This window comes from Streptomyces sp. S.PB5 (assembly GCF_030403745.1).
Lineage (GTDB): Bacteria > Actinomycetota > Actinomycetes > Streptomycetales > Streptomycetaceae > Streptomyces.
The window spans coordinates 145,289-162,989 of the sequence record NZ_JAQMWP010000007.1 but is presented as its reverse complement, the minus strand read 5'-3'; the positions used below and the strand labels follow the sequence as shown (position 1 = coordinate 162,989).

Sequence of the window (17,701 nt, the reverse complement as noted above, 5' to 3'; positions counted from 1 at the left end):
TGTGTTCCGTTGACGCTTCGAGACTGGCTCCGGGGAGGGGGTCGGGTCGTCGTACGGCCAGCGGCAGTGGCCGTACCTCCTGGGGAGTACGCGCGCCCGTGGCGGCTGCTCCTTCCAGGGCCCTTCGAGGGTCGACGCCTGTAACTACTAGTATGTACAGTGCGTGTATGAGCACCCCGGAGCGTCTGATCGAGTCCACCCGCGAGCTGCTGTGGGAGCGCGGTTACGTCGGCACCAGCCCCAAGGCCATCCTGGAGCGCTCCGGTGCCGGGCAGGGCAGCATGTACCACCACTTCAAGGGCAAGCCCGACCTCGCGCTGGCGGCGATCCGGCGGACGGCCGAGGAACTGAAGGCGGCCGCCGGGGAAGTACTCGACGGCCCGGGGACGCCGTACGAGCGCATCGAGGCGTATCTGCTGCGGGAGCGCGATGTGTTGCGCGGCTGTCCGATCGGCCGGCTGACCATGGACCCGGAGATCATCGCGAGCGACGAACTGCGCTCACCGGTCGACGAGACGCTCGACTGGGTGCGTGAGCGGATCGCCGGGGTCGTCGAAGAGGGCAAGGAACAGGGGGAGTTCGCGGCCTCGCTGGACGGCGAGGCGATCGCGGCGGCCGTCGCCGCCACCGTGCAGGGCGGCTATGTACTGGCTCGCGCTTCGGGTTCACCGTCGGCCTTCGACGCGGCGGTCCGGGGACTCCTCTCGCTGCTCGCGCCGAATCGCTAGGAGGCACTTGATGCACGCCATGCAGTACGAACTCACCCTGCCCGCCGACTACGACATGGGGATCATCCGCGGCCGGGTCGCCCGCGTCGGGCATCTGCTCGACACGTGGCAGGGCCTCGGCCTCAAGGCGTACCTGATGCGCGAACGCGGAGTGCACGGCTCGCCGGTGAACCAGTACGCGCCGTTCTACCTCTGGGACACCGTGGAGGGCATGAACTCCTTCCTCTGGGGAGGCGCCTTCCAGGGACTGAGCGACGACTTCGGCCGGCCGTCGGTCCGGCAGTGGCCGGGTCTGGCGTACGAGGAGGGCGGCGCCGCCGGTTCGCCCGCTCAGGTCGCGGTGCGGCGCCGCCGGCCCGTGCCGGACGGAGTGGAGCTGGCGGAGTTCATGGCGGACGCGGTGCGGGAGGCGGGGCGGCTGGCGGCGGAGGACGGCGCGGTGCTGGCGGCGGCCGCCGTCGACGCCGGCCGTTGGGAACTGGTGCACTTCTCGCTCTGGGCGCATGACACGCCCAAGGCCGAGGGTGAGGTGTTCCAGGTGCTGCATCTGTCGACGCCGGGACTGGCCGGGCTGACGCGGGGGCGCCAGTGGTGAGCGCGGTCCGGACGGTGCTCGGGGATGTGGGGCCGGGCGAGTTGGGTGTGTGCGACGCACATGACCATCTGTTCTTCGGCAGCCCTCTGCTGCCCGGACAGGAGCTGCGGGACGTGTCCGCGGCGCGCGCGGAGCTGGCGGCTTTTCGGGCCCAGGGCGGGAACAGCGTCGTGCAGTGGACGCCGTACGGGCTGGGGCGGCGGGCCGCGGATCTGCCTCCGCTGTCCCGGGAGTCGGGGGTGCTGGTGGTGGCGGCGACGGGGCTGCACCAGGCCGTCCACTACGGCGAGCGGACCCTGGAGGAGCTGCGCGGCAGGCTGGCCGAGGTCTTCGTCGCCGAACTCACGGACGGGATCGGCATATCGGGCGTGCGTGCCGGGCTCGTCAAGGTCGCCGGGGGATTCCACGCCCTCGACGCGCATGCCCGCTGGACGATGAACGCGGCGGCCGAGGCCCACCACGCGACGGGTGCGCCGATCGCGGTCCATCTGGAACTGGGCACGGCCGCGTTGGACGTACTCGACCTGCTGTGCGGGGAGTTGGGGGTGCCGCCGCATCGGGTGATCCTCGGCCATCTGAACCGCTCCCCCGACTCCGTGGTCCATCTCCAGGCCGCGGCGGCCGGCTGCTACCTCGCCTTCGACGGGCCGTCGCGGGCGAACCACGCCACGGACTGGCGCATGCCGGACGCCGTGAGGGCCCTCGCCGAGGCGGGTTTCGGTGACCGGCTGCTCCTCGGCGGCGACACCACGACCGCGGCGGCGCGCTCGGTGGACGGCGGTCCGGGGATGCCGTATCTGCTGCGCCGGGTGGTGCCCCGGCTGGCCGCGGAAGTGGGCGCCGGCCTGGTCGAACGCATCATGAGCGAGAATCCGGGGCGGGCGCTCGCCGTCGAGTGGCGCTGACCGGGGAAGAGAGCAGGAGCAGACATGGCACTGGAGATGCGCGAGATGTGCGAACGCTGCGAGACGACCACGCTGCCGCCCGGCGCACCGGCCCGTATCTGCTCCTACGAGTGCACCTTCTGCGTGCCCTGCACCGAGGCCATGCAGGGCGTCTGTCCCAACTGCGGCGGTGAGCTGGTCGCGAGACCGCGCCGCGTCTGAGACCGACACCCCGTCGGACGCCCGGCCCCAGGAGCGCGCCTAGGCCACGGAGATGTCCACGGACGGCCGCAGCTTCGCCGCCGCGGCCAGGGCCTCGTGTACGGGGTGGCTCTCGAAGGCCGCCAACAGGGCCGTGTCCGCCGGGAGTCGCGTCGCGGGGAAGGCGATCTGCTCGTACGCGCTCTGGAAGCGCGGGCCCCAGCGGCGGGCGCCGAGGCGGGCCGTGCGGGAGCAGTTGTCGACCATGTGGGCGACGTCTCGGGCGTGCATGTAGGGGAGCAGGGAGTCGACGGCCTCGATGACGGACTCGTTGACGATCTCGGACCAGGGGTGGCCGCGGTCGGCGAACTCGTCGATCTGGGCCGTCATCGTGGCGACGAAGACGCCGGCGGTGAAGGGGTCCACGGGCAGGTCGTGTCCGGTCCTGCGGGCGTGCGCCCGCCCGCTCACCGACCACATCGGCGAGCCGCCGATCCGGCTCATCTCCCGTGCCCCCAGCCGCCGTTCGGCCAGGATCACGCTGCGCAGCTCGGTGCCGTCGGCGACCTCGTCGTAGATCTCCGCGACGATCTCACGGGCGGGCCCGTACGTCACCGTGTACACGCGGTCGAAGACGTCCCGGCCCTCGGTGCCGAGGTTCTCACGGACCGCCCTCAGCCCGGCTCGGGAGATCGTACGGGCGATCGGGCCGGTCACGTTCTCGCAGGAGCGTTCGTACGCCCTCACCTCGTCGTCCCCGGCCAGCCGGAACCGTGTGAAGAGGCTCTCGACGATGCCGTGGACGGCGCCGAGCAGGATGGCCCGTTCGCCGACGACGTCGGAGAGGTACTCGCTGTCGAGGGTGGTGCGGAAGGTGTACGGCGATCCGAGCGCCACCGACCAGCCGAGTGCGAGGTCGACGGCCCGGCCGTCGGGGTCGGCGTGGACGGCGTGACTGCTGTTGATCCCGGCGCCGTTGATCTCGGCGCCCTGCTGGTAGAGGCGCCGCACCGAGTCGCCCATGCCCTTGGGGCACACCGCGATCACCGCGTGGCCCGGCGGGAAGTCGCCCCCGGTCTCGCGGAGGTGGCCCAGCAGAAAGCCGTGCGAGAGGCCGATCGCGGCGCCCGGCTTCAGCGCGGCGAAGATCTCCTGATGGTGGGCGGCGAGGGCGGCGTCCGCGATGAGCAGGATCACCAGGTCGCTCTCGGCGGTGACGGCGAGCCAGTCGCCGAGCGTGCCGTTCTCCTCGGTGAAGCCGTGGGCGCGAGCGTCGGCGGCCGAGCGCGAGCCGGGGCGCAGGCCGACCGCCACCCGGATGTCCGTGCCGGCGAGGGAGTCACGCAGGTTGAGCGCCTGGGCGCGGCCCTGCGGTCCCCAGCCGATGACACCGATGCGCCGGATCCCGGCGAAGGCCTGCGGGAGCAGCGGGAAGAGATGCCGGCCGCCGCGCAGGATGGTCTCGGTGCCGCCGGGGACGTCCATCGTCTCCAGGGGGAAGACACGGGAGCTGTACGTGGTCGAGGTCATGGTCGAGTTGTAGGCTCCGGCACAGCATTGCAGCAAGCGCAACTTGTGCAGCGCACCCTTGCAGAAACTGAAAGAGACAGGTCACGGCATGCGCGACGATCACCGGGAACTCCGGCTCTTTCTGCATCTGGCCCAGACGCTGAACTTCGGGCGGACCAGTCTCGACTGTCATGTCAGCGCGGCGACGCTCACGCGGACCGTGCAGCGGCTGGAGGCCGGGCTCGGGCACCGGCTCTTCGACCGGGGGCCTCGCGGGGTGTCGTTGACAGCGGAGGGGCACCGGTTCCGTGAGTACGCCGTCCAGGCGCTGGAGTTGTGGCGCTCCTACCGCGAGGAGCACCCCGACCCGGCCGAACTCACCGGCCGCCTCGCCGTGTTCGCCACCGTGACCGCCTGCCAGGCCCTGCTGCCCGACCTGTTGGCCGAGTTCCGCGCCGCGCACCCCCAGGTGCGGCTCGACCTGCGTACCGGTGACGCGGCGGCGGCACTGGCCCGGCTGGACGAGGGCGAGGTGGATGTGGCCGTCGCGGGCATCCCGGCGCGGCTGCCGGAGCCGCTGGTGGGCCGGACGGTCGCCGTGACCGAGCTGGTCCTGGTGACGGCCCGGGACCGGCCCGATCCCGGCCTCGACGGCCCCTTCGTCCTCCCCCACCGCGGCCTGGTCCGCGACGCCGCCGACCGCTGGTTCCGCACCCGCGGCACCACCCCGGAGCCGGTCTGCGAACCGGACGGCCACGAAGGGCTGTTGACGCTCGTCGCCCTCGGCTGCGGTACGGGGATGGTGCCTCGCCTGGTACTGGAGCACAGTGCGGTGCGGGAGCGGCTGACGGTGATCCCGGCGGATCCCGCGCCGGAGCCGTTCCCGATCGGATTGTGCGTACGACGGGCCGATCTGCGGCGGCCTCTCGTGGCCGCCCTGTGGAGTCTCACGGCATCCGGCGTCACGTCGCCGTGAGCTCCCGGCGTCCCGGGTCAGGGCTCCCTGCGGTCCAGCCGCCCGATCCGCGCCAGGTTCTCCCGGTCCTCGGCGTCCTCGCTCGCCTCGCCCGCGAACCAGGCGTCGAGGATCTCCTTGAGCAGGGGCTGCGACGTCAGACGCAGGCTGAGGGCGAGCACATTGGCGTCGTTCCACCGGCGGGCCCCGTCCGCCGTGTACGCGTCGGTGCACAGGGCCGCCCGCACCCCGGGGACCTTGTTCGCGGCCATCGACGCGCCCGTACCGGTCCAGCAGCAGACGACCGCCTGGTCCGACGCACCGGTCGCGACGTCCCGGGCCGCCGCCTCCGAGCAGGCCGCCCACTGGGGGTCGGAACCGGGGTCGAGAGCGCCGTGGGCCACCACCTCGTGGCCACGGGTACGCAGCTCGGCGACGAGGCTGCGGGCCACGGGTTCGTCCATGTCCGAGGAGACGGAGATCCGCATGGCCCCGAGCCTACGCGCCGGGACATCACCAGGGCAGCGGGCCCTCGGCGTCCACATAGCCACCGGTCGGGCCGTCGGGGCCGATCTGCGCCATGCGGACGATGATCCCGGCGCCCTGCTCTACTGTCTGGGTGCCCGTGCGCCCGTTGAGGTCCGTCGCGGTGAAGCCGGGCTCGACCGCGTTGATCCGCATTTCCGGGAACGCCTTCGCGTACTGCACGGTGATCATGTTGACCGCGGTCTTGGACGCCGGGTAGGCGATGGCCTGGTAGAAGTGCGCCGGCGAGTCAGGGTCGGAGAGCCCGGACAGCGAGGCGAGTCCGCTGCTCACGTTCACCACCACGGGGGCCGCGGAGCGCTGGAGCAGCGGCAGGAACGCGTGGGTGACGCGGACGACGCCGAAGACGTTCGTCTCGAACACCGTGCGCATCTCGTCGGCGGTGGTGTCGGCGGCGGCCGGGACGGCGTTGTTCTCGCCGCGCACCTCGATGCCGGCGTTGTTGATCAGGACGTCGAGCCCGCCCTCGGCCTCGACGGTCTTCGCGGCGGCCTGGACGGAGGCGTCATCGGTGACGTCGAGCTGGACGAACCGGGCTCCGAGCCGTTCGGCGGCGCGGCGGCCGCGGTCGGCGTCCCTGGCGCCGACGTAGACGGTGTGGCCTGCGGCGACGAGCCGGCGAGCGGTCTCGAGGCCCAGGCCCTTGTTGGCTCCGGTGATGAGTGTTGTCGTCATGTACTCCACGCTCTCGCCGGACCGGCGGCGCAGCCAGAAGACCCTTCTTCCTGGGACTCCCAGTACCAGGCACCGCCCCGGCCGGCGCGGTTCACTGGGGGCATGACGACGACGGAACTCGGGCAGGCGCTGCGGCGCTGGCGCGACCGGGTCGCACCGGAGAGCGCCGGGCTGCCCACCGGTGGACAGCGGCGCGCCGCCGGGCTGCGGCGCGAGGAGCTGGCGCTGCTGGCGGGGATCTCGGTCGACTACGTGACACGGCTCGAACAGGGCCGGGCGGCCAATCCGTCGGGTCAGGTCGTGGAGGCACTGGCGCGGGCACTCCGGCTGTCCGGGGACGAGCGCGGGTTTCTGTTCCGGCTGGCCGGGCTGGTGGCGCCGGGACCCGAGACCGTGCCCGCGTACATCACGCCGAGCGTCCAGCGGCTCCTGGACCGACTGCAGGACACTCCCGTCGGGGTCTCCGACGCGGCCATGACGCTGCTCGTGGCCAACCCTATGTACTCGGCGCTGATGGGCGATCAGTCGGGCCTGCGGGGCTTCGAGCGCAACGGGGTGTGGCGCAACTTCCTCGGTGCCCCCGGCCGGGTCCGGCACACGCCTGAGGAGCGGCGCGCCTTCGAGGCCGCTGTGGTCGCCGAACTGCGCGCGACCGCCGGACGGTATCCCGCCGACCCTCAACTCAAGCGCCTGATCGCCGAGTTGCGGGCGAACAGCGAGCGGTTCACCGAACTGTGGGACGCCGGTGTCGTCGGCCGGCTCGAATCGTCCCGCAAGACGATCGAGCATCCGCAGGTGGGCCTGCTGACGCTGGACTGCGATGTGCTCCGGGTCGAGGGCAGCGATCTGCACATCCTCGTCTACTCGGCCGAACCGGGCACCGAGGCCGCAGAGAAGCTGCGGTTGGTCTCCGTCCTCGGCACGCAGTCACTCGCGGGTTAGCGCTCCCAGCGGATCGTCGAGCACCGGCTGCCACGCCAGCTCCGCGGCACCCACGAGGCTGTTGTGGTCGAGCGTGCACGCCAGGATCGGCACTCCGCCGCTCTGCCCCCACAGGCTGCGGTCGGCGACGACCGCGCGCAGCCGGTCCGGGTCGGCGTCCAGGAGCGTGCGGTGCAGCCCGCCGAGGATGATGCGGTCCGGGTTGAGGATGTTCACCAGGCCCGCGAGGCCGAGTCCGAGCCGGTCGATCAGCGCCTCGGCGGCGGTACGGACCACCGGGTCGCCGTAGTGGCCGCGGACCAGTTCGTTGGCCTGGTGGAGCAGGGACCCCTCGGGTCCGGGCTCGCGGCCCACGGCGTCGAGGAAGGCGAGCGGGTCGGCCTCGACGTCGAGACAGCCGCGGCTGCCGCAGTGGCAGGGGCGGCCCTCGGGGTTGACGGTGAGGTGGCCGACTTCCAGCGCCAGGCCCGAACTCCCGGTGTGCAGACGGCCGTCGAGGACCAGCGCCCCGCCGACACCCCGGTGCCCGGTCGCCACGCACAGCAGGTCACGGGCGCCGCGCCCCGCGCCGTGCCGGTGCTCGGCGAGCGCGGCGAGGTTGACGTCGTTGCCCGCGAAGGCCGGTCCGGTGATGCCGGCGGCGCGTACGCACTCCGCGAAGATCCGGCGGACGGGGGCGCCGACCGGCCAGGCCAGGTGCAGCGGGTTCAGCGCGGTGCCGTCGGGTTCGGCGACCGCGGAGGGGACGGCGAGACCGGCGCCCACGTAGCGCAGCCCTGTGGTGCGCAGCAGTTCGGCGCCCGCCTCGACGACCGAGGCGAGAACCTTCGCCGGGTCGGCGTCGACGGTCTCGCAGCCGGGCGCGGTGGCGACGATCCGGCCGCCCAGGCCCACCAGCGCCGCCCGGAACCCGTCGGCGTGCACCTGTGCGGCCAGCACGACGGGCCCGTCCTCGGCGATCGCGAGCCGGTGCGAGGGCCTCCCTTGCGAACCGGCGGCCGCACCGGGCCTGGCGTCGACCCGGATCAGCCCGAGCGCCTCCAGCTCGGCGGCGACCGCGCCGGCCGTGGCCCGCGTCACCCCGAGCTCGGCGGTGAGCACGGCCCGGGTCGGGGCGCGTCCGGTGTGCACGAGCTCCAACGCGGGCCCGAGCGCACCGCGCCCCCGGTCCAGCCGCGTCCTCGAGGTGGTCCCTTCCCCCGTCTGCCGGGGGTCCGCCTTGCCGCTCATGAGGGGGAGTCTCCCATGATCCGCTGCGAGGCCGTCCTACAGCCCGCTCACTCTCAGCGTGATGTTCAACCGCCCGGCCAGCCCCAACTCCGGCGGTCCGCTGCCCGGGTGCACCTTGGGCACCCCGTGGTACGCGAGCCGCGAGACCCCGCCGAACACGAACAGGTCCCCGCTGCGCAGCTCGACATCCGTGTACGGCCGCCCCCGCGTCTCACTGTTCCCGAACCGGAAGACACAGGCGTCCCCGAGGCTCAGGGACACCACCGGCGCGTCCGACTTCTCGTCACTGTCCCGGTGCATGCCCATCCGGGCCTCGCCGTCGTAGAAATTGACCAGTGCGATGTCGTACGACGGGGCGGGCGGGGTCCCTTCCAGCGCGTCCCGCACAGCCCTCCTGCCGAGCTCGCCCAGCCACGCCGGGAACGGCTTCACCGGCGAGCCGTCGCCGTCGACGACCGTGCGGGCGTAGGCGTACGGGTACCAGTGCAGGCCGAGGCAGACCTGCCGGGCGGTCATCGTGCCGCCGCCGGGGGTGCGGACCGTGCGCAGACCGGCCGGTGGCCGGGCCCACGCACGGCAGGCCTCCAGGAGCTCCCGCTGCCGCCCCGCGTCGAGCCAGGCCGGAACGTGCACCGCGCCGGGCGCGATCTCCGCACGGGACCTGGGGAACAGCTCGGCATCCATGCCTCCCATCCTGCCGGAGAAGCCCTGGACCGAGGCTGCCCGGGAATCTCGGTTGATCGGGATACCGGCCTGTGAATACTGGGTGATCATGCACGCCGACCAAGTGGACGTGACCGCCGAGACCGTCGCGGCCTTGATCCAGGAGCAGTTCCCCCGGTGGGGCCGCAGGGCGATCCGGCGGCTGCCGTCGACCGGGACGGTCAACGCCATCTTCCGGGTCGGGGACGACCTCGCCGCGCGCTTCCCCCTGCGCCTGGCCGATCCCGGCGAGGCGCTGGCGGTGCTGGAACGGGAAGCCCGGGCGAGTGCGGAGCTGGCACAGGTGTCCCGGTTCCCCGTCCCGCAGCCGGTCGCCCTGGGAAAGCCCGGGGCGGACTACCCCATGCCGTGGTCGGTGCAGACCTGGCTGCCGGGAACGGTCGCCTTCGATGCCGACCCGAGCGGGTCGGAGGCCTTCGCCGTGGATCTCGCGGACTTCATCGCCGCCCTCCGGGCCGCCGGGACCCGGGGGCGGCGCTTCGACGGCGACAATCGCGGCGGCGTGCTCGCTCGTCACGACGACTGGATGGGCACGTGCTTCGAGGAGAGCGAGGGGCTGCTCGACGTGCCCCGGCTGCGCCGGCTGTGGAGCGGTTTCCGGGAGCTGCCACGCACGAGCGCGGATGTGATGAGCCATGGTGATCTGATTCCCGGCAATGTGCTGGTCGCGGGCGGCCGGCTCAGCGGCGTGCTCGACACCGGCGGGTTCGGCCCGGCCGACCCCGCGCTGGATCTGGTCAGTGCCTGGCATCTGCTGCTCCCCGGCCCGCGTGACGTGCTCCGGCGCACGCTGGGCTGCGACGACCTGGAGTGGGAGCGCGGCAAGGCATGGGCGTTCGAGCAGGCGATGGGGCTCGTCTGGTACTACGCCGAGAGCAATCCGACGATGAGCGCCCTGGGGCGCCGCACACTCGACCGCATTCTGGAGTCGTCGGTCTGACCGCTTAGCCTGGACCCACGATGAACGACCGTATGACGACGCCCTGGGGCGAGCTCGCGCTGGCCCGATTTCCCGAGGATCCGCGTGACCGGCTGCGTGCCTGGGACGCCTCGGACGAGTACCTCCTGAGGCACCTCGCGGAGCACGAGCGGGAGATTCCGCTGTCCGGCACGGTCGTGGCGGTGGGTGACCGCTGGGGTGCGCTGGTCACGGCGCTGGCGGCGCACCGGCCGGTGCAGATCACCGACTCCTACCTCGCCCAGGAGGCGACCCGCGCCAATCTCGCCCGCAACGGTGTCGAGACCGGTGCCGTGCGGCTCCTGACCACCCAGGACCCGCCTCCCGGCCGGGTCGACGTCCTGCTGGTGCGGGTCCCGAAGAGCCTGGCACTGCTGGAGGACCAGCTGCTGCGGCTGGCGCCCGGGGTGCACGAGGGCACGGTCGTGGTCGGGACCGGGATGGTGAAGGAGATCCACACCTCGACGCTGAAGCTGTTCGAGCGGATCCTCGGCCCGACCCGCACCTCCCTCGCGGAGAAGAAGGCGCGGCTCGTCCTCTGCACGCCCGAGCCGTCCCTGAAGCGGCCCGTCAACCCGTGGCCGTACAGCTACGAGCTGCCCGACGACATCGGTACGGCCTCGGGGCGCACCGTCGTGAACCACGCGGGGGTCTTCTGCGCCGACCGGCTCGACATCGGCACGCGGTTCTTCCTGCGGCATCTGCCGCGCAGCCGCGGGGCCGAGCGCGTGGTCGACCTCGGGTGCGGCAACGGTGTCGTGGGGACGGCGCTGGCGCTGGCCAACCCCGAGGCCGAGGTCCTGTTCGTGGACGAGTCGTTCCAGGCGGTGGCCTCGGCGGAGGCGACGTGGAAGGCGAACGGGGTGCCGGGGCACGCCGAGTTCCGCGTCGGGGACGGGCTGGCCGGGGTGGCGGCCGGCAGTGTCGACCTCGTGCTGAACAATCCGCCGTTCCACTCCCACCAGGCGACCACCGACGCCACCTCCTGGCGGATGTTCACCGGCGCCCACCGTGCGCTGCGGCCGGGCGGTGAGCTGTGGGTGATCGGCAACCGGCACCTCGGCTACCACGTCAAGCTGCGCCGCCTGTTCGGCAACAGTGAACTGGTCTCCAGCGACCCGAAGTTCGTGGTGCTGAGGGCCGTCAAGAAATAGCCGTCGAGAAATAGCCGGCGCCCGGCCGCCCGTCGGATGCGTATCAGCCGAGCACCCGGATGATCCGCTCGACCGCCCGGGCCATCGCCTCCCGTCCCACCGCGAGGTACTTGCGTGAGTCGACCGCCTCGGGGTGGGCGGTGAGGAACTCGCGTACGGCGCCGGTCATGGCGATGCTGAGGGCGGTGCCGACGTTGACCTTGGTGATGCCGCCCGCGATCGCCGCGGTCAGCTCGCCGTCGGGCACTCCTGAGGAGCCGTGCAGGACGAGGGGAACGTCCAGTGCGCCGGACAGGCGCTTGAGGAGGACGTGGTCGAGGGCGGCCGTCCGCGTGGTCATGGCGTGCGAGCTGCCGATGGCCACGGCCAGGGCGTCCACACCCGAGTCCGCCACGAACGCGCGTGCCTCGGCCGGGTCGGTGCGGGCGCCCGGGGCGTGGGCGTCGAGCGGCGGCTCGCCGTTCTTGCCGCCGACCTCCCCCAACTCGGCCTCGATCCACAGGCCTTGGGAGTGCGCCCAGTCGGCCGCGGCACGGGTGGCGGCGAGGTTCTCGTCGTACGGCAGGCGGGCGGCGTCGTACATCACGGAGCTGAACCCGGCGTCCGGCGCCTGTCTCAGCAGGGCGTCGCTCTGGACGTGGTCCAGGTGCAACGCGACGGGCACGGCGGCTTGTTCGGCCGCGGCGACGGCCGCGCGGGCGAGCGGTCGCAGGCGTCCGAGGCGGAACCTGACGGCGTTCTCGCTGACTTGGAGGACGACGGGGGTGCCGGCCGCCTCCGCGCCCACGACGACCGCCTCGATGTGTTCGAGCGCCACGACGTTGAACGCGGCGACGGCGCGGTGCGCGGCGGCGGCCCGGGTGACGAGTTCGCCGGTGGTGACCAGAGGCACGGCTGCTCCTACGAACCGGTGAGGATCACCGAGCGGGTGAGGTGGCGGGGCCTGTCCGGGTCAAGGCCGCGCGCGGCGGCCACGGCGACCGCCAGCCGCTGGGCGCGGACCAGTTCGGCCAGCGGGTCGAGACCGCCCGCGACCCACAGGCCGCCGGTCCCCCGCACCTGTTCGGCCAGCCCCTCGGGGGCCTCGCCGAGCATCCAGGTGGCGGTGCCGCGGGTGGTGATGCTGATGGGGCCGTGCCGGTACTCCATCGCCGGGTAGGCCTCGGTCCACGCCAGCGAGGCCTCGCGCATCTTCAGTCCGGCCTCGTTGGCCAGGCCCACGGTCCAGCCACGGCCGAGGAAGGTGAACTGCGTGCAGTCGACGAGACCTTCGGGCAGCGGGGCGGTGAGCGCGGTGCGGGCGTCGGCGACGGCCGTGTCGGTGTGCAGGCCGAGGTGGGCGCGGAGCAGGGTCAGGGCGGCGGTCGCGAACCGGGTCTGCACGACGGACCGTTCGTCCGCGAAGTCGAGCACGACGAGGTCGTCGGCGGCCGTCATGACCGGGGTGTGCGGGTCGGCGGTGATCGCCGTGGTCCGGGTGCGGCCCCGCAACCGCCCGAGCAGTTCCAGGACTTCGGTCGTGGTGCCGGAGCGGGTGAGGGCAAGGACCCGGTCGTACGAGCGGCCGTGCGGGAACTCCGACGCGGCGAAGGCGTCGGTCTCGCCCTGGCCCGCACCCTCGCGCAGGGCCGCCGCGGACTGCGCCATGAAGTACGAGGTGCCGCACCCCACGAGCGCGACCCGCTCCCCCGGCGCCGGCAGTGCGGCGGCATGCCGCGGCGCCTCGGCCGCGGCTCGGATCCAGCACTCGGGCTGGCTGTGCAACTCGTCCTCGACATGAGTCATGACGCGGCCCTCCCCATCCTCACACCTCATGGATGCTCTTTTCTGCAAGATATAGCGAATTTTCAAGCAGAATCAAGCATTCGAACGGCATCGGGGTGCGCTAGGGTCGCGAAAGACCGAGGAATGGAGGGTGCGGATGTCCCGCGACGCCCGTTGGAAGGCGCTGCTGGAACTGCTCGTCGAGCGCGGCCGGCTGGACGTCGAGGAGGCCGCCGCCGAGCTGGCGGTCTCGGCCGCGACCATCCGCCGTGACTTCGACCAGCTGGCCGAGCAGCAGATGCTCGTCCGTACCCGGGGCGGCGCGGTCGTGCACGGGGTGTCGTACGAACTGCCGCTGCGCTACAAGACGGCCCGGCGCGCCTCCGAGAAGCAGCGGATCGCCAAGGCGGTCGCCGCTCTCGTCACCCCCGGTGTGGCGGTGGGCCTGACCGGCGGTACGACCACCACCGAGGTGGCGCGGGCGCTGGCGGTACGGGCCGATCTCGCCTCCGGCTCCCCCGCGCTCACCGTCGTGACCAACGCGCTGAACATCGCCAACGAGCTCGCCGTGCGCCCCCAGTTCAAGATCGTGGTGACCGGCGGGGTGGCGCGGGCGCAGTCGTACGAGCTCATCGGGCCGCTCGCCGACGGGGTGCTGAGCCAGATCACCATCGATGTGGCGGTGCTCGGGGTGGTCGCCTTCGATGTCACCCACGGTGCCGCCGCGCACGACGAGGCCGAGGCGGCGATCAACCGACTGCTGTGCGAGCGGGCCGAGCGGGTCGTCGTGGCCGCCGACTCCAGCAAGCTGGGACAGCGGGCGTTCGCCCGGATCTGCGCGGCCGAGGCCGTGGACACGCTGGTCACGGACACCGCGGCCGCAGCGGACATCGTGCGGCGGTTCGAGGAGGCCGGGATCCAGGTCCTCGCCGTCTGATCCGTTCGCGGTACCCGCCGGGCCGATGCGACCTAGGCTGGTTCCGAGGGAGGCTGCGATGAGCGGAACGCCTGTGGACCAGCCGGATCAGCCGTATCTGCCGATCGCCGAGCACGGGCTGATCGGTGATCTGCGCAGTGTGGCCCTGGTGGGCACGGACGGCACCATCGACTGGTACTGCTGCCCGTCCTTCGACGCCCCCAGCGTCTTCGCGTCGATCCTCGACGCCGAGCGCGGTGGGCGTTTCGAGCTCGCGGCGGCCGTGCCGGCGAAGACGAAGCAGTTCTACTTCCCCGACACCAATGTCCTGATCACCCGCTTCTTCACCGAGGACGGGGTGGGCGAGGTGCAGGACTTCATGCCCGTGGACGGCGAGTCAGAACGGCACCGGCTGATCCGGCGGGTGGTGTGCGTGCGCGGGTCCATCCCGTTCCGGACGCGGGTCGCGCCGCGGTTCGACTACGGCAGGCAGCCGCACACCGTACGCATGGTCGGCGAGGTCGCCGTCTTCGACTCCGAGGCGCTGTCGCTCGGGCTGACCGCGACCGTGGCGCTGGAGACCGACGGGCAGGACGTACACGCCGACTTCAAGCTCGCCGAGGGCGAGTCCACGGTGTTCGCGCTGGACCAGGTCAGCGGGGACGTGCAGCCCCGCCGGTGCGCGCGGACCGAGGCCGAGGAGCAGTTCAGCAGCACGGTCGACTACTGGCGCCGCTGGCTGTCCGCCTCCAAGTACCGAGGCCGCTGGCGGGAGATGGTGCACCGCTCGGCCCTCACCCTCAAGCTCCTCACCTACGCGCCCACCGGCGCGATCGTCGCCGCGCCGACGACCAGCCTGCCCGAACAGCTCGGCGGGGAACGCAACTGGGACTACCGGTACGTGTGGGTGCGCGACGCCGCCTTCTGCGTCTACGCCCTCCTCCGGCTCGGCTTCACCGGCGAGGCCGAGGCGTTCATGAACTTCGTGACCAGGCACGTCAGTCCGGGCGACGGCAAGCCCTCGGGGCCGCTGCAGATCATGTACGGCATCGACGGCCGCACCGACCTCACCGAGTCCGAACTCCCCCATCTGGAAGGACACCAGGGCTCCGCACCGGTCCGCATCGGCAACGCCGCCGCCGACCAGCTCCAACTGGACATCTACGGCGCGCTGATCGACTCGATCTACCTCTACGACAAGTGGGCCAAGGCCATCTCCAGCGACCAGTGGGACGATGTCTGCGCCCTGGTGGAGTGGGTGTGCGCGCACTGGGACCAGCCCGACGAGGGGATCTGGGAGACCCGGGGCGGCCGCAAGAACTTCCTGTACTCCCGGCTGATGTGCTGGGTGGCGATCGAGCGGGCGATCCGGATGGCCAACCGGCGCGGACTGCCGGCCGACCTGCCCCGCTGGCGGGAGTGCCGTGACACGATCTACCGGCGGATCATGAGCCGCGGCTGGTCGGAGACCCGTCAGGCGTTCGTGCAGCACGAGGACGGCGACGTCCTGGACGCCGCCGTCCTGATGATGCCGCTGACGAAGTTCATCGCCCCGACCGACCCCAAGTGGCTGTCCACGCTGGACGCGCTCACCCAGGAACTGGTCTCCGACTCCCTCGTCTACCGCTACGACCCGCTCGCCAGCCCGGACGGACTGCGCGGCGACGAGGGCACGTTCTCGATCTGCTCGTTCTGGTACGTCGAGGCGATGGTGCACGCCGGGCACGTGGACGAAGCCCGGCTCGCCTTCGAGAAGATGCTCACCTACGCCAACCATCTCGGCCTGTACGCCGAGGAGATCAGCCACACCGGTGAGCAACAGGGCAACTTCCCGCAGGCGTTCACACATCTCGCGCTCATCAGCGCGGCCTTCAACCTGGATCGCGCGCTGGGCTGACGGTACGCAACGGGGGGATGCATGGCGGGGCTCGTGCTGTCGGATGCCGAACAGGAGCTGTGGGACGCGTTTCCCGTCGGCCGGGTCGTGACGGGCGGGACCGTGCGTGCGGAGGTGGTCACGCGGCTGCTGCTGGGTGAGCGGGAGGCGGTGCCGGGCTCCGTTCCGGCCCTGCGGCTTCAAGGTGCCGTCGTCTCAGGGGTGTTGGACGTGTCCGGCTGCGAGGTGCCGTACGCGATGGTGATGAAGGACTGCTCCTTCGGCGAAGCGCCTGTACTGGAGTCCGCCTCGACCCGCCGCATCGACCTCAGTGGCTCCCGGTTCCCGGCCCTGACCCTGCGGGACGCGCGGATCGACGGACAGCTCCGGCTGGCGGGCAGCCGGTGCGAAGGGTCCCTGGGGCTGACGCGCGCCCATGTCACCGGCTCGCTCGATCTGACCGGGGCGTGCCTGCTGGGCACTCCGGCGCTCCATGCGGACAGCCTGCTGGTCGAGCGGGACGTGAGCTGCCGGGACGCCGACATCCGCGGGGAGATGCTGATGTGGAGCGCGCGGGTGGGCGGGACGTTCGTCCTCGAAGGCGCGCGTGTCGCCCACCCGGGCGGGGCGACCCTCAACGGCGACGGGATGGTCGTGGAGGGCGGGCTGTTCTGTGGCGCCGGACTGACGCCGTCGGGTCAAGGACTGTGCTCGCAAGGGGAGTTGAGGCTTCAGGACGCCCGGATCTCCCGGGCTTGCGTGTTCACGGGGGCGACGCTGGAGAACCGGGACGGTGTGGCCCTCGGCGCGGAGAGACTCGCGGTCGAGGGCATCCTCGCCCTGGACGGGGGGTTCACGGCCCACGGCTCGGTGGCGCTGGCCGGCGCCACGGTGCAGGGACCGTTACGGCTGTCGGACGCGGTGTTCGACGCGCCCGGCGAGCGGGCCCTGGACGGCTCGCTGATCGGAGTGGGCGGCGATCTGGAGGCCTCCCCCGGTTTCACGAGCCACGGGCAGGTCGTTCTGGACGATGCCCGCGTCGACGGGTCCGTCCATCTCAACGGCGCCCGGCTGGAGAATCCCGGGCGGCCGACGCTGACGGCCCGCAGGCTCCAGGTCCGGGGCGGGCTGCACTGCCGGGATCTGACCTCCGAGGGCGGGATCGACCTCATGGACGCCGGGGTGGGTGCCGGGGTGCAGTTCCACGCGGCCCGGCTGACGAACCCCTCCGGCCGGGCCCTCATCATCTGGGGGCTGACCGCCGGGGTGGTGGATCTGTGCGCGGGCTTCGTGGCACGCGGCCGGGTGTCCCTGTCCGGCTGCCGTATCACGGCGCTGATCCTCACCGGCGCCACGATCGAGGGAACCCTGTCGGTACGACGAGTCACCACGGGGTCGATCGACACGGATACGCGCACACGGCTCGCCGGGGCCGTCGACCTGCGGCACACCCGCGTCGACGTGCTGGCCGACGACCCCGCCTGCTGGCCGCACGCCCTCCTCATGGACGGGCTCGTCTACGAGAACCTGGAGGCGGCGCTCCCCGTCCGGACCCGCCTCGACTGGCTCGCCCGGGAGGCGAGCGGATACCTCCCCCAGCCCTATGAACAACTCGCCGCCACCTACACCCGCCACGGCCACGACGACGCCGCCCGTGTCGTCCTGCTCGCCAAGCACCGCCGGCACCGGGCGAGTCAGACGCCCGCCCTGCGGCTGTGGGGGTACGTACAGGACTGGACCGTGGGGTACGGGTACCGGCCGCTGCGGGCGGCGGCCTGGCTGGCGATGCTGGTGCTCGTCGCGACGGTCGCCTTCACCGTGCGGCAGCCACCGGCCGTGAAACCCGCGGAGGCGCCGCCGTTCAACTCCTTTCTGTACGGCCTCGATCTGCTCTTTCCCGTGGTGAGCTTCGGGCAGGAAGGGGCGTTCAAGCCGGAGGACTGGCAGCAGTGGCTCGCGGCCGCGCTGATCGCGGCGGGCTGGATCCTGGCGACCACGATCGCGGCAGGCATCACCCGCGTCCTGGCTCGACGTTAGCGCCACCC

General features: G+C 72.2%; 18 protein-coding genes. 11 read left to right on the top strand and 7 right to left on the bottom strand.

The window, feature by feature from the left end:
* Positions 1–167 precede the first annotated feature (167 nt).
* The 4 genes from PH203_RS19660 to PH203_RS19645 are packed head-to-tail and all read left to right on the top strand — an operon-like array spanning position 168 to position 2,429.
* On the top strand, positions 168–728 hold the full coding sequence (locus PH203_RS19660; protein WP_289921459.1) for a TetR/AcrR family transcriptional regulator: 561 nt from the start codon (positions 168–170) through the stop codon (positions 726–728).
* Positions 729–738: 10 nt separating this feature from the next.
* Positions 739–1,323: a DUF4865 family protein gene (locus PH203_RS19655; protein ID WP_289921458.1), complete on the top strand. Its 585-nt coding sequence runs from the start codon at positions 739–741 to the stop codon at positions 1,321–1,323.
* Positions 1,320–2,228 (top strand): phosphotriesterase, encoded by a 909-nt coding sequence (locus PH203_RS19650; RefSeq protein ID WP_289921457.1) that lies wholly within the window; start codon positions 1,320–1,322, stop codon positions 2,226–2,228. Before PH203_RS19655 ends, PH203_RS19650 begins: the two co-directional genes overlap by 4 nt.
* Before the next feature lie 24 nt (positions 2,229–2,252).
* Positions 2,253–2,429: a DUF1272 domain-containing protein gene (locus PH203_RS19645; protein WP_289921456.1), complete on the top strand. Its 177-nt coding sequence runs from the start codon at positions 2,253–2,255 to the stop codon at positions 2,427–2,429.
* A 39-nt stretch (positions 2,430–2,468) separates the two neighbouring features.
* Here PH203_RS19645 and PH203_RS19640 read toward each other — a convergent pair whose 3' ends face one another.
* Complete coding sequence (locus PH203_RS19640) at positions 2,469–3,938, bottom strand: ketol-acid reductoisomerase (RefSeq protein ID WP_289921455.1); 1,470 nt, start codon at positions 3,936–3,938, stop codon at positions 2,469–2,471.
* An 88-nt stretch (positions 3,939–4,026) separates the two neighbouring features.
* Between PH203_RS19640 and ilvY the strand changes: the two genes are divergently transcribed.
* Positions 4,027–4,893 carry an HTH-type transcriptional activator IlvY gene (gene ilvY, locus PH203_RS19635; protein WP_289921454.1) on the top strand — a complete coding sequence of 289 codons (867 nt, stop codon included), beginning with the start codon at positions 4,027–4,029 and terminating at the stop codon, positions 4,891–4,893.
* Between the two features lie 17 nt (positions 4,894–4,910).
* On the opposite strand, the gene PH203_RS19630 is transcribed toward ilvY, so the two are convergent.
* Complete coding sequence (locus PH203_RS19630; RefSeq protein WP_289921453.1) at positions 4,911–5,360, bottom strand: RpiB/LacA/LacB family sugar-phosphate isomerase; 450 nt, start codon at positions 5,358–5,360, stop codon at positions 4,911–4,913.
* 25 nt (positions 5,361–5,385) lie between these two features.
* Positions 5,386–6,093, bottom strand: coding sequence for an SDR family NAD(P)-dependent oxidoreductase (locus PH203_RS19625; RefSeq protein WP_289921452.1), 708 nt, complete (start codon positions 6,091–6,093; stop codon positions 5,386–5,388).
* Between the two features lie 102 nt (positions 6,094–6,195).
* On the opposite strand from PH203_RS19625, the gene PH203_RS19620 reads away from it, so the two are divergent.
* Positions 6,196–7,035 carry a helix-turn-helix transcriptional regulator gene (locus tag PH203_RS19620; RefSeq protein WP_289921451.1) on the top strand — a complete coding sequence of 280 codons (840 nt, stop codon included), beginning with the start codon at positions 6,196–6,198 and terminating at the stop codon, positions 7,033–7,035.
* Here the strand turns inward: PH203_RS19620 and PH203_RS19615 are convergent.
* The gene (locus tag PH203_RS19615) at positions 7,021–8,265 is read right to left on the bottom strand and encodes an ROK family protein (RefSeq protein ID WP_289921450.1); all 1,245 of its coding nucleotides are present in this window, start codon (positions 8,263–8,265) and stop codon (positions 7,021–7,023) included. The genes PH203_RS19620 and PH203_RS19615 overlap by 15 nt on opposite strands.
* Positions 8,266–8,301: 36 nt before the next feature.
* Positions 8,302–8,949, bottom strand: coding sequence for an alpha-ketoglutarate-dependent dioxygenase AlkB (locus PH203_RS19610; RefSeq protein ID WP_289921449.1), 648 nt, complete (start codon positions 8,947–8,949; stop codon positions 8,302–8,304).
* Positions 8,950–9,037: 88 nt separating this feature from the next.
* Between PH203_RS19610 and PH203_RS19605 the strand changes: the two genes are divergently transcribed.
* Together PH203_RS19605 and PH203_RS19600 are read left to right on the top strand one after the other, a co-directional pair.
* Positions 9,038–9,928 carry an aminoglycoside phosphotransferase family protein gene (locus PH203_RS19605; protein ID WP_289921448.1) on the top strand — a complete coding sequence of 297 codons (891 nt, stop codon included), beginning with the start codon at positions 9,038–9,040 and terminating at the stop codon, positions 9,926–9,928.
* A gap of 32 nt (positions 9,929–9,960) precedes the next feature.
* Entirely contained in the window at positions 9,961–11,100 is a 1,140-nt protein-coding gene (locus PH203_RS19600) for a methyltransferase (RefSeq protein ID WP_289921880.1), read from the top strand.
* 43 nt (positions 11,101–11,143) lie between these two features.
* Here PH203_RS19600 and PH203_RS19595 read toward each other — a convergent pair whose 3' ends face one another.
* A complete protein-coding gene (locus PH203_RS19595; RefSeq protein ID WP_289921447.1) occupies positions 11,144–11,992 on the bottom strand; it encodes a ketose-bisphosphate aldolase in 849 nt (282 codons plus the stop codon).
* Between the two features lie 8 nt (positions 11,993–12,000).
* Positions 12,001–12,885: an SIS domain-containing protein gene (locus PH203_RS19590; protein ID WP_289921446.1), complete on the bottom strand. Its 885-nt coding sequence runs from the start codon at positions 12,883–12,885 to the stop codon at positions 12,001–12,003.
* Positions 12,886–13,021: 136 nt separating this feature from the next.
* Here PH203_RS19590 and PH203_RS19585 point away from each other — a divergent pair, with 136 nt between their 5' ends.
* From PH203_RS19585 to PH203_RS19575, 3 genes are read left to right on the top strand one after another with little or no spacing between them, the layout of a single operon-like run.
* The gene (locus PH203_RS19585) at positions 13,022–13,801 is read left to right on the top strand and encodes a DeoR/GlpR family DNA-binding transcription regulator (protein WP_289921445.1); all 780 of its coding nucleotides are present in this window, start codon (positions 13,022–13,024) and stop codon (positions 13,799–13,801) included.
* Between the two features lie 58 nt (positions 13,802–13,859).
* A complete protein-coding gene (locus tag PH203_RS19580; protein ID WP_289921444.1) occupies positions 13,860–15,677 on the top strand; it encodes a glycoside hydrolase family 15 protein in 1,818 nt (605 codons plus the stop codon).
* Between the two features lie 21 nt (positions 15,678–15,698).
* Entirely contained in the window at positions 15,699–17,693 is a 1,995-nt protein-coding gene (locus tag PH203_RS19575) for a hypothetical protein (protein WP_289921443.1), read from the top strand.
* Positions 17,694–17,701 lie beyond the last annotated feature (8 nt).

What these genes read in the sequence shown, in the direction of transcription:
- PH203_RS19660 (WP_289921459.1), top strand. Translation starts at nt 168, where the DNA reads ATGAGCACCCCGGAGCGTCTGATCGAGTCCACCCGCGAGCTGCTGTGG.
- PH203_RS19655 (WP_289921458.1), top strand. Translation starts at nt 739, where the DNA reads ATGCACGCCATGCAGTACGAACTCACCCTGCCCGCCGACTACGACATG.
- PH203_RS19645 (WP_289921456.1), top strand. Translation starts at nt 2,253, where the DNA reads ATGGCACTGGAGATGCGCGAGATGTGCGAACGCTGCGAGACGACCACG.
- PH203_RS19640 (WP_289921455.1), bottom strand. Translation starts at nt 3,938, where the DNA reads ATGACCTCGACCACGTACAGCTCCCGTGTCTTCCCCCTGGAGACGATG.
- ilvY (WP_289921454.1), top strand. Translation starts at nt 4,027, where the DNA reads ATGCGCGACGATCACCGGGAACTCCGGCTCTTTCTGCATCTGGCCCAG.
- PH203_RS19630 (WP_289921453.1), bottom strand. Translation starts at nt 5,360, where the DNA reads ATGCGGATCTCCGTCTCCTCGGACATGGACGAACCCGTGGCCCGCAGC.
- PH203_RS19625 (WP_289921452.1), bottom strand. Translation starts at nt 6,093, where the DNA reads ATGACGACAACACTCATCACCGGAGCCAACAAGGGCCTGGGCCTCGAG.
- PH203_RS19620 (WP_289921451.1), top strand. Translation starts at nt 6,196, where the DNA reads ATGACGACGACGGAACTCGGGCAGGCGCTGCGGCGCTGGCGCGACCGG.
- PH203_RS19615 (WP_289921450.1), bottom strand. Translation starts at nt 8,265, where the DNA reads ATGAGCGGCAAGGCGGACCCCCGGCAGACGGGGGAAGGGACCACCTCG.
- PH203_RS19610 (WP_289921449.1), bottom strand. Translation starts at nt 8,949, where the DNA reads ATGGATGCCGAGCTGTTCCCCAGGTCCCGTGCGGAGATCGCGCCCGGC.
- PH203_RS19605 (WP_289921448.1), top strand. Translation starts at nt 9,038, where the DNA reads ATGCACGCCGACCAAGTGGACGTGACCGCCGAGACCGTCGCGGCCTTG.
- PH203_RS19600 (WP_289921880.1), top strand. Translation starts at nt 9,961, where the DNA reads ATGACGACGCCCTGGGGCGAGCTCGCGCTGGCCCGATTTCCCGAGGAT.
- PH203_RS19590 (WP_289921446.1), bottom strand. Translation starts at nt 12,885, where the DNA reads ATGACTCATGTCGAGGACGAGTTGCACAGCCAGCCCGAGTGCTGGATC.
- PH203_RS19585 (WP_289921445.1), top strand. Translation starts at nt 13,022, where the DNA reads ATGTCCCGCGACGCCCGTTGGAAGGCGCTGCTGGAACTGCTCGTCGAG.
- PH203_RS19580 (WP_289921444.1), top strand. Translation starts at nt 13,860, where the DNA reads ATGAGCGGAACGCCTGTGGACCAGCCGGATCAGCCGTATCTGCCGATC.
- PH203_RS19575 (WP_289921443.1), top strand. Translation starts at nt 15,699, where the DNA reads ATGGCGGGGCTCGTGCTGTCGGATGCCGAACAGGAGCTGTGGGACGCG.